At 64.4% G+C, this 14,948-nt stretch carries 14 protein-coding genes; 12 read left to right on the forward strand and 2 right to left on the reverse strand.

The genetic code is table 11. From position 1 onward, the window contains the following. Positions 1 to 90 precede the first annotated feature (90 nt). The 4 genes from dapF (at position 91) to lepB (ending at position 3,479) form a co-directional block, all read left to right on the forward strand. Complete coding sequence (dapF, locus tag AC07X4_RS05275; protein ID WP_494739463.1) at positions 91 to 972, forward strand: diaminopimelate epimerase; 882 nt, start codon at positions 91 to 93, stop codon at positions 970 to 972. Further along, positions 969 to 1,658, forward strand: a complete 690-nt coding sequence (locus tag AC07X4_RS05280) for a DUF484 family protein (protein ID WP_056059265.1) — start codon at positions 969 to 971, stop codon at positions 1,656 to 1,658. The genes dapF and AC07X4_RS05280 overlap by 4 nt, the downstream gene beginning before the upstream one ends. A 56-nt stretch (positions 1,659 to 1,714) precedes the next feature. After that, a complete protein-coding gene (locus tag AC07X4_RS05285; protein ID WP_146869966.1) occupies positions 1,715 to 2,692 on the forward strand; it encodes a tyrosine recombinase XerC in 978 nt (325 codons plus the stop codon). A gap of 118 nt (positions 2,693 to 2,810) precedes the next feature. After that, a complete protein-coding gene (gene lepB / locus AC07X4_RS05290) occupies positions 2,811 to 3,479 on the forward strand; it encodes a signal peptidase I (RefSeq protein WP_494739464.1) in 669 nt (222 codons plus the stop codon). A 39-nt stretch (positions 3,480 to 3,518) separates the two neighbouring features. Here the strand turns inward: lepB and AC07X4_RS05295 are convergent, their stop codons facing one another. Beyond that, complete coding sequence (locus tag AC07X4_RS05295) at positions 3,519 to 5,180, reverse strand: methyl-accepting chemotaxis protein (RefSeq protein WP_494739465.1); 1,662 nt, start codon at positions 5,178 to 5,180, stop codon at positions 3,519 to 3,521. A gap of 32 nt (positions 5,181 to 5,212) precedes the next feature. Beyond that, positions 5,213 to 5,740 (reverse strand): chemotaxis protein CheW, encoded by a 528-nt coding sequence (locus AC07X4_RS05300; protein ID WP_099731229.1) that lies wholly within the window; start codon positions 5,738 to 5,740, stop codon positions 5,213 to 5,215. 228 nt (positions 5,741 to 5,968) lie between these two features. Here AC07X4_RS05300 and AC07X4_RS05305 point away from each other — a divergent pair, with 228 nt between their 5' ends. From AC07X4_RS05305 to rsmH, 8 genes are all read left to right on the forward strand, one after another. After that, positions 5,969 to 7,204 (forward strand): class I SAM-dependent rRNA methyltransferase, encoded by a 1,236-nt coding sequence (locus AC07X4_RS05305; RefSeq protein WP_494739466.1) that lies wholly within the window; start codon positions 5,969 to 5,971, stop codon positions 7,202 to 7,204. Positions 7,205 to 7,315: 111 nt separating this feature from the next. After that, positions 7,316 to 8,377: a CobW family GTP-binding protein gene (locus tag AC07X4_RS05310; protein WP_494739467.1), complete on the forward strand. Its 1,062-nt coding sequence runs from the start codon at positions 7,316 to 7,318 to the stop codon at positions 8,375 to 8,377. 197 nt (positions 8,378 to 8,574) lie between these two features. Further along, entirely contained in the window at positions 8,575 to 9,372 is a 798-nt protein-coding gene (gene dksA / locus AC07X4_RS05315; protein WP_494739468.1) for an RNA polymerase-binding protein DksA, read from the forward strand. A 45-nt stretch (positions 9,373 to 9,417) separates the two neighbouring features. Then, entirely contained in the window at positions 9,418 to 11,157 is a 1,740-nt protein-coding gene (locus tag AC07X4_RS05320) for an STAS domain-containing protein (protein WP_494739469.1), read from the forward strand. Positions 11,158 to 11,307: 150 nt separating this feature from the next. Next, entirely contained in the window at positions 11,308 to 11,874 is a 567-nt protein-coding gene (hslV, locus tag AC07X4_RS05325; protein WP_056059237.1) for an ATP-dependent protease subunit HslV, read from the forward strand. A gap of 132 nt (positions 11,875 to 12,006) precedes the next feature. Continuing rightward, the gene (gene hslU / locus AC07X4_RS05330) at positions 12,007 to 13,332 is read left to right on the forward strand and encodes an ATP-dependent protease ATPase subunit HslU (protein ID WP_056059234.1); all 1,326 of its coding nucleotides are present in this window, start codon (positions 12,007 to 12,009) and stop codon (positions 13,330 to 13,332) included. A 252-nt stretch (positions 13,333 to 13,584) separates the two neighbouring features. Next, entirely contained in the window at positions 13,585 to 14,013 is a 429-nt protein-coding gene (mraZ, locus tag AC07X4_RS05335) for a division/cell wall cluster transcriptional repressor MraZ (RefSeq protein WP_015012546.1), read from the forward strand. Between the two features lie 8 nt (positions 14,014 to 14,021). Then, a complete protein-coding gene (gene rsmH / locus AC07X4_RS05340) occupies positions 14,022 to 14,948 on the forward strand; it encodes a 16S rRNA (cytosine(1402)-N(4))-methyltransferase RsmH (protein ID WP_494739470.1) in 927 nt (308 codons plus the stop codon).

A 14,948-nucleotide genomic window follows, 5' to 3' on the forward strand; every position in this document is an offset into this window, starting at 1 on the left:
GTTCCTGAAAAAGCCGGTGGAATCGAGAGAAGCTGCCAAGCGTAAGCCCGCACGTGGTTTGGCGCAGGGGCGGGGCCATAATCCCATCCCATGCAGATTCGCTTCACCAAAATGCAGGGCGCGGGCAACGATTTTGTGGTGCTCGACGAAACCCAGGGCCGCCTGGGGCTGAACACGGCCCAATACCGCTTCCTGGCAGATCGACACTTCGGTGTCGGGGCCGACCAGATTCTCACCGTGCGGCCTTCTCCTGGTGACGGCATTGACTTCGAATACGTGATCCACAACGCCGACGGCGGCGAGGTGGAGCAGTGTGGCAACGGCGCGCGCTGCTTTGCGCGCTTTGTGCATGACCGGGGCCTGTCGGGCAAGGACACCATCCGCGTGCAGACCAAAAGCGGCGTGATCGCGCCCCGCCTCACGGGCGACGGCCGCGTCACGGTGGACATGGGGCGTCCCGAGTTCGACCCCGCCCAGGTGCCGTTCGACACCACCGGTCTCACGCCCGTGCAGCAGGGTTTGGGGCAAAAATGGCCGCTGGCGCTAGAAGAATATGCCCCTGGTGCTTCTGTTTTGATAGCTGTTGCCTCCATGGGCAACCCGCATGCGGTGCAGCTGGTGGACAACGTGGACACCGCTCCGGTCGCGCAGACCGGGCCGCTGATCGAGCGCCATGCGCGCTTCCCTCAGCGGGTGAACGCCGGCTACCTGCAGATCGTGGACCGCTCCCATGTGCGCCTGCGCGTGTTCGAGCGCGGCGCAGGCGAGACCCTGGCCTGTGGCACCGGCGCCTGCGCGGCAGTGGCCAGCGGCATCCGCCTGGGGCTGCTCGACCCCGAGGTGCAGGTGGACACGCGCGGCGGCCGCCTCACCATTGCGTGGAGCGGTGCCGACACCGATTCCGTTTTCATGACAGGCCCCGCCACCACGGTGTTCGAGGGCCAGATCGACATTCCCGACACGCTCGTATGACTACCCACATCCCACCGATCACCGAAGACGACATCGCCCAGTTCCTCACCAACACGCCCGGCTTCTTCGAGCGCCATGCCGAGGTGCTGGCCAGTGTGCAGATCACCAGCCCGCACGGCGCGCGTGCGGTGAGCCTGCAGGAGCGCCAGGCCGAGATGCTGCGCGAGAAGATCAAGGGCCTGGAGCACCGCATCATGGAAATGGTGCGCAACAGCACCGAAAACGCCGCCATTGCCCAGAAGGTGCACCAATGGACTGGCAGCCTGCTGCAGGTGCGCGACCCGTTCGACCTGCCCCAGGCCGTGGTCGATGGTGTGCGCACCCTCTTCGACGTGCCCCAGGCGGCGGTGCGTGTGTGGGAGGTGGCAGCGCCTTATATCGACGCCGACTTCACCCAAGGCGCGAGCGAGGACGCGCGGGCCTTTGCGTCGTCGCTGACCATGCCGTTCTGCGGGCCCAACCTGGGTTTTGAGCCTGCGGGCTGGCTGGCGCAAGAGGCCGGTGAGCCTGCACAGTCGCTGGCTCTGCTGCCGCTGCGCGCAGGCGCCATCGACAGCGCCACGCCTGCGTTTGGCCTGCTGGTGCTGGGGTCGCACGATCCACAGCGTTTTGATGCCACGATGGGCACCGACTTTTTGTCGCGCATGGCAGAGCTGGCGAGCGCAGCCCTTCTGCGGCTTCAGTAAGCAGTCGCAAGCCCCGCCGCCATTGCCAACCCAACGGCGTCTCAGCCACGGCCCCCATGCCTGAAACGCCCGCGGCACCCACCACGCTCGACCCCCACGTCCTGCGGTATCTGGAACATGTGCGCGTCGAAAAGCGGCTGGCCGCGCGCACGCTCACGCTCTACACCCTCGACCTCGAAAAACTGGCGCAGTTTGCGGCCGGCGTGAATGTGCCGATGCTGCAGTTGCAGACCGCTCACATTCGCCGCTTTGTCGCGCAGATGCACAGCGGCGGCCGCAGCGGGCGGGGCATCGCGCTCATCCTGTCGGGCTGGCGCGGCTTTTTCATCTGGGCGGGGCGGCAGGGGCTGATCCCGCACAACCCGGTGCAGGACGTGCGCGCCCCCAAGGCGCCCAAGCCTTTGCCCAAGGCGCTGGGGGTGGACGACGCCGTGCGGCTGGCCGAGTTCGACAACACCGGCGCCGACCCCTGGCTCGAGGCGCGCGATGCAGCCATGGTGGAGCTGCTGTACGGCTGCGGCCTGCGCGTGGGCGAACTGGCGGGGCTCGATGCCATCCCCAACGCCGACACCCAGCGCCAGGGCCGTGGCTGGGTGGACCTGCAAGCGGGCGAGGCCCATGTGTTCGGCAAGGGCAGCAAGCGGCGCAGCGTGCCGGTGGGCGCGGCTGCCACAGCCGCGCTGCAGGCCTGGCTGCAGCTGCGGGCCACACCGTTTGGGGGCGAGGGCTCTGTGCGGCTGGACACCGCCCTGTTCGTGGGCCAGCGCGGCAAACGCCTTACCGCCCAGTCCATCTGGCTGCGCCTGCGCCAGCGCAGCCAGCAGGCGGGGCTGACCACGCCGGTGCACCCGCACATGCTGCGCCACTCGTTTGCCAGCCACCTGCTGCAGAGCAGTGGCGACCTGCGTGCGGTGCAGGAGCTGCTGGGCCACGCCAACATCACGACCACGCAGGTGTACACGCGGCTCGACTTTCAGCACCTGGCCAAGGTGTATGACGCGGCCCACCCCCGCGCGCGAAAGAAGTCTCCCTGAGTTGCCGTGCGGCGTCTCTCCAAAGGGCGGCGCGCCTGCTGGCCTGGCGGAACCAAGTGACAACCAGGCGCCTCCGATCAACGTGGCGCCCGCTGTGGAGCGCCCTGGAGTTGTCCTCATGCTGCTGAAATGGATCCAATCGAACCGGTGGTTCATCGTGTTGCTGTTGTGCTTTGGTGTTTTTCGCACTGCAGTGGCCGACTGGAATCCCATCCCTTCGGGCTCGATGCGGCCCACGCTGCTGGAGGGGGACGTGGTGCTGGTCAATCGCCTGGCCTACGACCTCAAGCTGCCGCTCACGGACATGATCCTGGCGCACATCGATGATCCGCAGCGCGGCGATGTGGTCACCTTCTCGTCCCCGCTGGATGGCACCCGCCTGATCAAGCGCATTGCGGCCTTGCCCGGAGACACGGTGGAGATGCGCAACGAGGTGCTCTACGTCAACGGCCAGGCCGCCGAATACGAGATGCCCGATTCTGTGCAGGAGCCGGTGCTGCCAGGCCACACGCTCACGGCCACGCGCTGGACAGAGCGCCTGCTGGGGCATGAGCGCCGCGTGCAGTGGCTGCAGGGCGTGACAGCGCGCAGCAGCTTCGATCCGGTGCAGGTGCCTGAGGGCGAATACCTGGTGCTGGGTGACAACCGGGACAACAGTGCCGACTCGCGCTACATCGGCCTGGTGCCACGCCATCTGCTCATCGGGCAGGCGCACCGCGTGCTGCTGTCGGCCGATGTGCTGGGCCACTGGGCGCCGCGCCTGGAGCGCTTTGGCAAGGCGCTGTAGCCAGGTTCATCGAGGGCGCAGCCTGCCAGGTCACGCCGCTCAGGCGGCCGCCATCGGCAGATGGGCGTGATCCAGCAGGGGGCGGCGTACCGGCCGGTGTTGCACGACAGCGCGTGGCTCTTGCACGGGGACCTGGGCTTGGTCCTGGCAATCAGGCAGCTTGAAGGTGGCGACCGTCTGGACCAGTTCGCCCGCCTGCTGGTTCAGGCTGGCAGCGGCTGCGGCCATTTCTTCCACCAGGGCGGCGTTTTGTTGGGTGGCGTGGTCCATCTGCGTTACCGCTTCGTTGATCTGATCCACCCCTTGGCTTTGTTCGGTGCTGGCGGCACTGATCTCGCCCATGATGTCGGTGACACGGCGGATGGAGGCAACGACCTCACTCATGGTTTGACCGGCGCGGTCCACCAGGGCAGACCCGGCTTCCACGCGCTCCACACTGGTCCCGATCAGGCCCTTGATCTCGCGGGAGGCCTCGGCCGAGCGGCTCGCCAGCACGCGCACCTCGGTGGCCACCACGGCAAAGCCCCGGCCCTGGTCGCCAGCGCGGGCGGCTTCCACCGCCGCGTTCAGCGCCAGGATATTGGTCTGGAACGCGATGGAGTCGATGACGCCAATGATCTCGGAGATCTTGTTGCTGCTGTCGTTGATGTCCTTCATGGTGCGCACCACGTCAGCCACCACCTCGCCACCCTGCACTGCAATCGAGGTGGCGGTCTGGGCCAGTTGGTTGGCCTGGCGGGAGTTCTCGGCGTTCTGGCGCACAGTGGCGTTGAGCTGCTCCATGGAGGCGGCGGTCTCTTCGAGCGCGCTGGCTTGCTCTTCGGTGCGCGAAGACAGGTCGTTGTTGCCCTGTGCGATTTGTTCCGAAGCGCTCGCTACGTTGATGGAGCTCTGGTGCACCATGGCTACCATGGTGGCAAGGCTGTCCTGCATGCGCTTGAGTTGCGCCATCAGGCTGGAGGTGTCGCCGGGCCTGAGGTCAATGGCCACGGTCAGGTCGCCGTGCGCCACGCTGCGCGCCAGTGCGGCAGCAGTGCCCGGCTCTGTGCCCAACTGGCCCACGATGCTGCGGGTCACGAGGTAGCCAAAGCCCAGTGCGAATAGCACACCACTGGCAATAGCCAGCGCCACGAACCATCGCGTATTGGCATAGGACTCGACCGCTTGGTCATACTCCTTTCGCGCAGTGTCCAGTTGCACCTGCACCAGAGCGCCCAGCACGTCTTGCAGCGGGTCCAGTGCGGGGTACATCTCTCGTGCTGCATAGTCGGTCAGGCCCGGCAGGTCCTTGTTACCGATCAGGTTTTCCAGCGCTTGGACGGCGCCATCGGCTTTGGGCTGCAGCTCTTTGAATTGGGCTGCCAGGCGCACTTCGTCGGCCACCAGCTCGGTCGCCAGATAGGCGTTCCAGTTGTCACTGATGTCCTTCTTGGCTCTGGCGATCGAATCCAACCCTTGCTGCGGGGTGAGCGCGCCGTCGCGCACCTTGTGTGCGGTATCCACTACGTTCACGGCGTACGCGTCTGACACCAGCTTGATCTGTTTGAGTGGCACCACGCGGTCCTGGTACACGGTATTGAGCCCCGCATTGGCGCGCTGCATGCCGGTGAGGCCTGCGCTGCCGATCGCAACGGTCAGCACGCAAAGTACGGCCAGCAGCAGAGACAGGCGGGTAGAAATCTTCAGGTCATTGAAGTTCATGATTAGCAGTTCCTTGTGGGTGATGCAGCCGCTCAGTGGCTGGTGGCAGGTGTATCACTCGCTACCGATTTGGCAAGAAATTTCTCGATATCGAGCAGGATCAGCATGCGCGGGCCGACCGAGCCGATGGCCAGCAGGTGTTCGGGCTTGACGTTGCCGCGCAGGGCGGGCACGGGGCGCAGCTGTTCGCGCTCCAGCGTGAGCACGTCGGACACGCCGTCCACCACCACGCCCACCGTCCGCTGGCCGATGTGCAGCACGATCACCACCTTCAGGTGGTCGTACTGCACGGCGGTCTGGCCCAGCTTCAGGCGCAGGTCGAGGATGGGCACGATCACGCCGCGCAGGTTCATCACGCCCAAAAGCTCACCGGTCGCGTTGGCGATGGTGGTGGGCTTCTCGTACGACCGGATCTCCTGCACGCGCAGGATGTCCACCCCGTATTCCTCGTTGCCTATCTTGAAGGCCAGAAATTCGCGAAGGTCGGTCATCACGGCCTGGGCCGTGCCGGGCGCGGGGGCCAGGCGGGTGATGCTGGGGCGTGTGGCAGAGGTGGTCATCGGAGCGTTTGTGATAAAAATGATAATTTACGCAATTCTATCGATTGCAAATCATATTTGTCAAATATGCGATTTCAATGCGGCAGATCGGCTGCGTTCCTGCCGGGCTGGGAAGGGCTGGCTGGGCCTGCCTGATGGGGGTGTGACCAGGGGCGTGGGTAGCTTTTGCGCGCAGTTTTCCATCGGCGGGTGGCTCACCCGTGCCCGCCAGCACGCACAATCCGGGTCATGAAAACCCTTCGACTCCGCGCGGGCAAAGAGCGCTCGCTGTTGCGCCGCCATCCCTGGATCTTTGAATCGGCCATCGCCAAGGGCGGCGGCGACAGCGGCGAGACCGTGCGTGTGGAGTCGCACGAAGGCCAGTTCCTGGCCTGGGCCGCTTACAGCCCCAGCTCGCGCATCCGCGCGCGGGTGTGGAGCTTTGACGAGGCGCAGCGCATTGATGCTCCGTTTTTTATAGCTGCTTGCGCACGTTCCATCATCGCCAGAGCCCGTTTTGATGTGCAAAGTGATGGCGTGCGCCTGGTGCACGGCGAATCTGACGGCCTGCCGGGGCTCATCGTGGACCGCTATGGCGACACGCTGGTGGCTCAGTTCACCAGCGCAGGCACCGAGCGCTGGAAGGGCGTGATCGCCGATGCGCTGCTGCGCGAAACGGGGCTGACCAAGCTATACGAGCGCTCGGATGCCAGCGTGCGTTCGCTAGAGGGCCTGGAGCCCGCCACCGGCTGGCTGCGCGGCGGGCCCACGGGTGCTGCAGGTGATGGCGAGGGGCCGCCGCTCGAACTCACGATCCGTGAACACCAGTGGCGTCTGACGCTCAACATCGCTGAGGGCCACAAGACCGGTTTCTATCTGGACCAGCGCGACAGCCGCCAGCGGTTTGCCGACTACACCCTGCGCCTGGGTTTCAAGCATGTGCTCAACTGCTTTTGCTACACCGGCGGCTTCAGCGTGGCGGCACTGGCGGGCATGCGTGCAGCGGGCACCGTGGCCGACGGGCACGTGACCTCCATCGATTCCTCGGGCCCGGCCCTGGAGCGCGCCCGCGCCCATGTGGCGCTCAACGGGTTCGATCCGAACCGAGCCACCTTCCTCGATGCCGACGTGAATGCCTCGCTGCGCCAGTTCCTCAAGGAAGGCCAACGTTTTGACGCCATCATCCTGGACCCGCCCAAGTTCGCCCCCACGGCGGCCCACGCCGAGCGGGCTGCGCGCGCCTACAAGGACATCAACCGGCTGGCGCTGCAGTTGCTGTCGCCCGGCGGGGTGCTGTTCACCTTCTCGTGCTCGGGCGGCATCAGCGCCGACCTGTTCCACAAGATCGTGGCCTCGGCTGGCGCCGATGCAGGGGTGGACGGCTACATCCTGGAGCGCCTGGGCGGCGCGCCCGACCATCCGATGACGCTGGAGTTTCCGGAGGGCGAGTACCTCAAGGGGCTGGTGGTGATGCGCAAGGGGTGAGCTTTCCGGCGCCAGCAGGGGCTTGACAGCCTCGGTACACTGAAAAAGATGCCCCTGGGTGGGGCACTGCTGCCGCGCAGCGCGAGTATTTGACCCTTGAAAGACAGATTTATGGCACTGATCCCCGTCACCATCCTCACCGGCTTCCTGGGCTCGGGCAAAACGACCCTGCTCAAGCGTCTCTTGAGCGAAGCCCATGGCCAGAAGATCGCCGTGATCGAGAACGAATTCGGCGAAGAGAACATCGACAACGACATCCTCGTGACCGAGTCCAAGGAGCAGATCGTGCAGATGAGCAACGGCTGCATCTGCTGCACCATCCGGGAAGACCTGCGCGAAACGCTGCAACTGCTGGCCGCCAAGAAGCGCAAGAACCTGCTCGACTTTGACCGCATCGTGATCGAGACCACCGGCGTGGCCGACCCGGGCCCCGTGGCCCAGACCTTCTTCATGGACGAAGAGATCGCCGAGACCTACCTCATCGACTCGATCATCACGCTGGTGGACGCCAAGCATGCGCCACAGCAGCTCAACGACCGGCAGGAGGCGCGCCGCCAGGTGGGGTTTGCGGACCAGATCTTCCTGTCCAAGACCGACCTAGTGTCCAAGGACGAGACCGAAGCGCTGATCCATCGCCTGAAGCACATGAACCCGCGCGCGCCCATCAAGGCCGTGCATTTTGGCGAAGTGCCGCTCAAGGAGGTGCTGGACCTGCGTGGCTTCAACCTCAATGCCAAGTTGGACATTGACCCGGACTTCCTCAAGGAAGAAGGGGATGGGCATGACCACCACGACCATGACCACGAACATGGCGAGCACTGCAGCCACCCCTCCCACCAACATGAGCACGGCCATGGCCATCACCATCACCACGACGACGATGTGAAGAGTTTTGTGTACCGATCGGACCGCCCGTTCGATCCGGCCAAGCTCGAAGACTTCCTTGGCGCCATCGTCAATATTTACGGCCCGCGCATGCTGCGCTACAAAGGGGTGCTGAATATGAAGGGCACTGAGCGCAAGGTCATATTCCAGGGCGTGCACCAGCTCATGGGCAGCGACCTGGGCCCCCAGTGGGCCGAGGGCGAGGCGCGTACCAGCAAGATGGTCTTTATTGGCATTGACCTGCCCAAGGACATCTTCCTGCAGGGGCTGGAGCAAAGCCTGGTCTGACCTGTTCGCCGGTTCCGAGGGGGCAATGGAGTCCGATTTGTGTTGTATCTGCAACGTTTCCGTTTGCGTCAGCCCAGGTCGATACAATCGCGCCCCGGCAAGAACCTGTGAACAGGTTCTAGACCCCGGAAGGCTTGCCACACGCCCTTGGCTGCGAATGCAGCTGGGGCCCGCCCGTACTGCGAGGAGACCAGGAAGTGAAAGCCGACACCAGCAAATCCAAGGGGGCCACCAAGGCAACCCCTGCCGCGGCGAAAAGCGCCGCCGCCCCAGCGGCACCCAAAGTTGCTGCGAAGGCCACTGCCAAGGCTGCTGCGGCACCCAAGGTGGTCGCGCCCCCGGCCGCGGCTGCACCCGCTCCGGCGCCCGCACTGCAAGCGGGCTCGCAGGTACCCGTGCGCACAACCCGGCCTTCTTCCCGATTGGCCCAATTGACCGTACCATCCATGGCACAGACGGTGGCTTCGACAGCTGCCAAAGCCAGTTATCAACACACCATGCCCACGACCGCGCAAGCGCAGCCTACTTACACGGCTGCCAAAAAAGACCCCAAGCTGGCGAACAACTGGAAAACCAAGTCCGTCGCCGAGCTGACCGACGCTGAAGTCATGGCCATGCCCGACAGCGAGTACATGAACGAAAAGCAGATGGCGTTCTTCCGCCTCAAGCTCGTTCAGCTCAAGCAGGACATCCACAACAGTGCCGGCGAAACCACTGAGCATCTGCGTGAGGACACCGTGGTGGTGCCCGACCCGGCCGACCGCGCCACCATCGAAGAAGAGCACGCACTGGAGTTGCGCACCCGCGACCGCGAGCGCAAGTTGCTCAAGAAAATTGAACAATCCATTGCCCGCATTGATGCGGGTGACTACGGCTACTGCGACGAAACCGGTGAGCCCATTGGTGTGGGCCGCCTGATCGCACGTCCCACCGCCACGCTGTCGCTCGAAGCGCAGCAACGCCGCGAACTCAAGCAGAAGATGTTTGGGGATTGAGCAGGCAGCCGCCTGTTGATCAACGCGCAATCTGCACCCTGAGCCATGAGCAAGGAAGAATCCACCCCTGGCGGCCTGCTATCGAAGGTGGTGCGGTTCGTGAAGAATCCGACCGTCAACTGGACGGAGCTGGACTCCCTCCAGGACGACCGGGAGAGCCAGTACAGCAAGCAGATGCTCAAGGAGATGATCGAGCGCAAGCGCCGCAACGATTTTGTGCGGCGCCGCGAGTTCGATCAGCTGCGCAAGCTGCGCCAGCGCGAGGTCTTGCACGGGCAGCGGGTGGAAGATGCCGCAGGGCGCCCCTCGTTTTTCCAGAGCAGCATGGCATCGCCCGACGAACGGGCCGTCACGCTCAAGAAGATCGACGAGATCGAAGCGCAGATGTCCCAGCAGTGGTGGAAGAGCAAGCAGGGCGCTGACGCACCCACCCAGCCAGGGGTGATGCCGGATTCCAGCACGGAGGCGTCTGCGGAAGAGCAAGCCCGTGCCTATGCGCCCACGGTGCCCGGGAGCCTGTCTGCCCCACTGGATACCAAACCCGCCGTTCAGCCTCTGTTCGCTGATGACAGCATGGCCATTGGCCGCTTTGGTGGCACGGACGCCACCATGCTGCCCGGCAGCACCCCACACGTCGAAGCATCCTTCAGCCCTGCGGCTCCCACGGCTGCGCCCGCGCCCGCATTCGAACCGGAGGAATTCGTGCACGAACCCGATCTTGAAGAAGCCGCCATCCGGTTTGCCAATGGTGACCATGCAGGGGCCGAGTCTGGCCTGCTGGAGGTGCTGGCCCAGCACCAGCAGGACGATCCAGCGCAGCAGCTGGAAATCTGGATGACGCTGTTCGACCTTTACCGGGCCACCGGGCAGCACGACCGTTTTGACACCCTGGCCATCGACTTTGCCGCGCAATATGGCCGCTCGGCGCCGCTGTGGTTTTCCATCCCGGCGCAACTGGGCCTGGCCGTTGAAGTGGCTCCCGCTGCCGAGCCTGCCGCCGCTATGCGCCGTGATTTCAGCTGGAACGCTCCGCCCACCGTGGCGGTTTCTTCGGTGGCCGCACTGCAGGCCTCGCTGGCCCGTGCGGCGTCCCCCTGGACGCTGTCCTGGTCACGCCTTGCTTCGATTGACGAGGCGGCAGTGCCCCTGTTGGCTGACCAGTTCAGCCTGTGGGCCGACCGCGATGTCCAGATCGCGTTTTCGGGTGTTGAAAAGCTCCATGCCCTGCTCGATGCCAAGACCCAGTCGGGCGACCGCTCGAACAGCCCCGAGTGGTGGCGTTTGCGCATGGCAGCCATGCGCCTCATGGGCAAGCCCGACGAGTTTGAACTGGTGGCGCTCGACTACTGCGTGACCTACGAAGTCTCTCCACCCTCCTGGGTGTCGCCACGTTGCGGATACTCGGACAACGAGGGTGTGTCTTCAGGCTCTGCGCCTCTGGCCGCCGACAGCGACTTCATGGCGTCCGATCTCGGTGAGTCGTCGGTCCCCGCTCCCTTGGAGACCGGACCCGTCGCACAGCTCAGCGGCCATATCGATGGCGATGCCACGCCCCTGCTGCAGCCGTTCGAGGCACACTTCAAGCCCGGCGTGCCGCTGACCATTGCCTGCGACAAGCTGATCCGGGTGGACTTTGCTGCCGCAGGCTCCGTGCTCAACTGGGCGGCTGAGCAACAGGGCCACGGCCATGTGATCCAGTTCCACAACCTGCAGCGGCTGGTGGCGATCTTCTTCAACGTGATCGGAATCAACGAACACGCCTGGGTGGTCCCCCGGAAGAACTAGCAGCACCTCTCCTGGAGGGCCTGTTCCGGTCCAGATTCCAGTCTTGCGGGTAGTCGGGAGGGCGTGTCGCGTGGTTGGCCAGACTGCGTGTGCGGCATCCGTCCCGAGGTCGGCTTGCAAAATGCCTGGTGATCCCCATCTGCCGCAGCTATGGATTCATCTCAAGACAACCATCCGGTGTTCCACGGCACCACCATCCTCAGTGTGCGTCGCCAGACGCCTTCCGGCATCCAGGTCGCCATCGGCGGCGATGGGCAGGTCACGCTGGGCAACATCGTGGTCAAGGGCACGGCGCGCAAGGTGCGCAAGCTCTACCACGGCAAGGTGCTGGCGGGCTTTGCGGGCGCTACGGCCGATGCGTTCACGCTGTTCGAGCGCTTCGAGGCGAAGCTGGAAAAGCACCAGGGCCACCTGACGCGCGCTGCCATCGAACTCACCAAGGACTGGCGTACCGACCGGGTCTTGCGCCGCCTCGAAGCCATGCTGGCCGTGGCCGACGCCAGTGCGTCGCTCATCATCACCGGCAATGGCGACGTGCTGGAGCCCGAGCAAGGCATCGTGGCGATTGGCTCGGGTGGCGCTTATGCGCACTCGGCGGCCAAGGCGCTGCTGGTGAATACCGAGTTGTCTGCCCAAGAGATCGTGAAAAAGTCGCTCGAAATTGCGGGCGAACTCTGCATCTACACCAACATGAACCACACCATCGAGACGCTCTGAGCGTGCGACGGTGGAACAGGCCCCGCGCTGGCCTCACGGTCAGCGCATCGGGGGCTGAATGCTCTGTTTTTTATAGCTGCTGGTGCACGATTCACTAGCGCTACAGTCCCATTTGATACCAGGAAGACCTGTATGTCGTCCATGACCCCCCAGGAAATCGTCTCCGAGCTGGACCACCACATCGTGGGCCAGGCCAGCGCCAAGCGTGCCGTGGCCATCGCTCTGCGCAACCGCTGGCGCCGCCAGCAGGTGGAAGGCAGCCTGCGCCAGGAGATCACGCCCAAGAACATCCTCATGATCGGCCCCACCGGCGTGGGCAAGACCGAGATTGCACGCCGCCTTGCAAGACTCGCCGATGCGCCCTTCATCAAGGTCGAGGCCACCAAGTTCACCGAGGTGGGCTACGTGGGCAAGGACGTGGATTCCATCATCCGCGACCTGGCTGAGATGGCTGTGAAGCAGACGCGCGAGGCCGAGATGAAGAAGGTGCGCACCCGCGCCGAAGATGCCGCCGAGGAACGCATCCTGGACGTGCTGATCCCCCCGGCCCGCGCAGCGGCAGGCAGCGAACCCGCCGCTGACAACACGGCCCGCCAGGTCTTTCGCAAGAAGCTGCGCGAAGGTGCACTGGATGACAAGGAGATCGAGATCGACGTGGCCGAAGGCCGCCCCCAGCTCGAAATCATGGGCCCCCAGGGCATGGAAGAGATGACCGAGCAGCTGCGTGGCATGTTCAGCCAGCTGGGGCAGGACAAGCGCAAGACCCGCAAGCTCAAGATCGCCGAGGCCCTGAAGCTCATTGCCGATGAAGAGGCGGCCAAGCTGGTCAACGAAGAGGACATCAAGACCCGCGCGGTGGCCAGCGCCGAGCAAAACGGTATCGTCTTCATCGATGAGATCGACAAGGTGGCCGCGCGGCAGGAAAGCAGTGGCGCTGACGTATCGCGCCAGGGCGTGCAGCGCGACCTGCTGCCGCTGGTGGAGGGCACCACGGTGTCCACCAAGTACGGCATGATCAAGACGGACCACATCCTGTTCATCGCCTCGGGGGCGTTCCACCTGTCCAAACCCAGCGACCTGATCCCGGAGTTGCAGGGGCGGTTCCCGATCCGGGTGGAGCTGGAATCGCTATCGGTCAAGGACTTCGAAGCCATCCTCACCCAGACCCATGCGTCGCTGGTCAAGCAGTACCAGGCGTTGCTGGCCACCGAGGGCGTCACGCTGGAGTTCGCGCCCGAGGGCATCACCCGCCTGGCGCACATCGCCTTTGAGGTGAACGAACGCACCGAGAACATCGGCGCGCGCCGCCTGTCCACGGTGATGGAGCGCCTGCTGGACGAGGTGAGCTTTGACGCCACCCGCCTGGCCGGCCAGACCATCACCATCGACGCCGCCTACGTCGATACCCGCCTGCAGACTCTGAGCCAGGACGAGGACCTGTCGCGCTACATCCTGTGACCACTCGGTCAAGCCTTGAGAGGTCACTTTCATAGGCCTCTCTAAGTGCTTCTTTTTCAACGACTTTTGGCGTTCTGGCGTCTGAAAAAACGCATCTAAGTCGTTGATTTCATTGAAAAGTTTGTGGGACAACCCCCTTGTTCGGTGTGCTTTTCCTGCTACAGTGCAAAAAAGTGCAATTAAGTGGTGAAAAGTGCCCTCAAGGTCCATTTCTGGACCTGCGAGGCGCAAAACCGAACTGGGAATCTGTCCGTGTTTCAAGGTGCCTCGTCGCTGAGTCTCGATGCGAAGGGTCGGCTGTCCGTGCCGACCCGGCATCGTGACGTCCTCGCGGCCACGGCATCCGGTCAGCTCACCATCACCAAGCACCCGCACGGCTGCCTCATGGTCTTCCCTCGCCCTGAATGGGAGAAGTTCCGTGAGCGCATCGCCCAGCTGCCCATGTCCGCCCAGTGGTGGAAGCGCATCTTCCTGGGCAATGCCATGGATGTGGACATGGACGCCACCGGCCGTGTGCTGATCTCCCCCGAGCTGCGCGAAGCCGCCGGTATTTCCAAAGACACCATGCTGCTGGGCATGGGCAACCATTTCGAACTCTGGGACAAGGCCACCTACGACGAGCAGGAAGCCAAGGCCATGCAGGGTGAGATGCCGGATGTCTTCAAGGACTTCTCCTTTTAAGGCGCGCTGTGACATCCCCCTTGCAACACACCACCGTCCTGCTGAATGAGGCCGTGGACTCTCTCCTGGGCGGCGCAGGCCCGGAGCCTTCCGGCACCTGGATCGATGCGACCTTCGGGCGCGGCGGGCACTCCCGCCTCATCCTGCTCCGGCTGGGCCCCCAGGGGCGCCTGGTGGCCTTTGACAAGGACCCCGAAGCCATCGCCGAAGCAACGCGCATCACCGATGCGCGTTTTTCCATTCGGCACGAAGGTTTTCGCCATCTGGCCGAGCTGCCGCCCGCCAGTGCTGCGGGCGTGCTGATGGACCTGGGCGTGAGCTCGCCCCAGATCGACAGCCCCGAGCGGGGCTTCAGTTTCCGTTTTGACGGTCCGCTGGACATGCGCATGGATACCACGCGCGGCGAAAGCGTGGCCGATTGGTTGGCCACGGCCGAAGTCGGTCAGATTGCGGAGGTGATACGTGACTACGGTGAAGAACGGTTTGCTGGCCCCATTGCAAAGGCGATTGTTGCTCGGCGCGAAGAACGGGGTCCTCTTGCAACCACCGCAGAACTGGCCGACCTCGTGGCTGGCGCGGTCAAAACCCGCGAGCCGGGCCAGAACCCTGCAACGCGCACATTTCAAGCTCTTCGGATTTTCATCAACGCCGAGCTTGAAGAGCTGCAACAGGCGCTAGAGGCCAGCCTCTCGGTGCTGCAGCCCGGTGGGCGGCTGGTGGTCATCAGCTTCCATTCACTCGAAGACCGCATCGTCAAGCAGTTCATCGCCAAACATTCCAAGGAGGTCTACGACCGCCGCGCACCGTTTGCTGCGCCGCAGGCCATGAAGCTCATCGCGCTCGACCGCATCAAGCCCAGTGCGGCCGAGGTCGAGGCCAATCCCCGCTCGCGCAGCGCCATCATGCGCGTGGCCGAGCGCACGGCGGTCGTCTGA

It is taken from the genome of Acidovorax sp. GW460-11-11-14-LB4 (assembly GCF_059423685.1).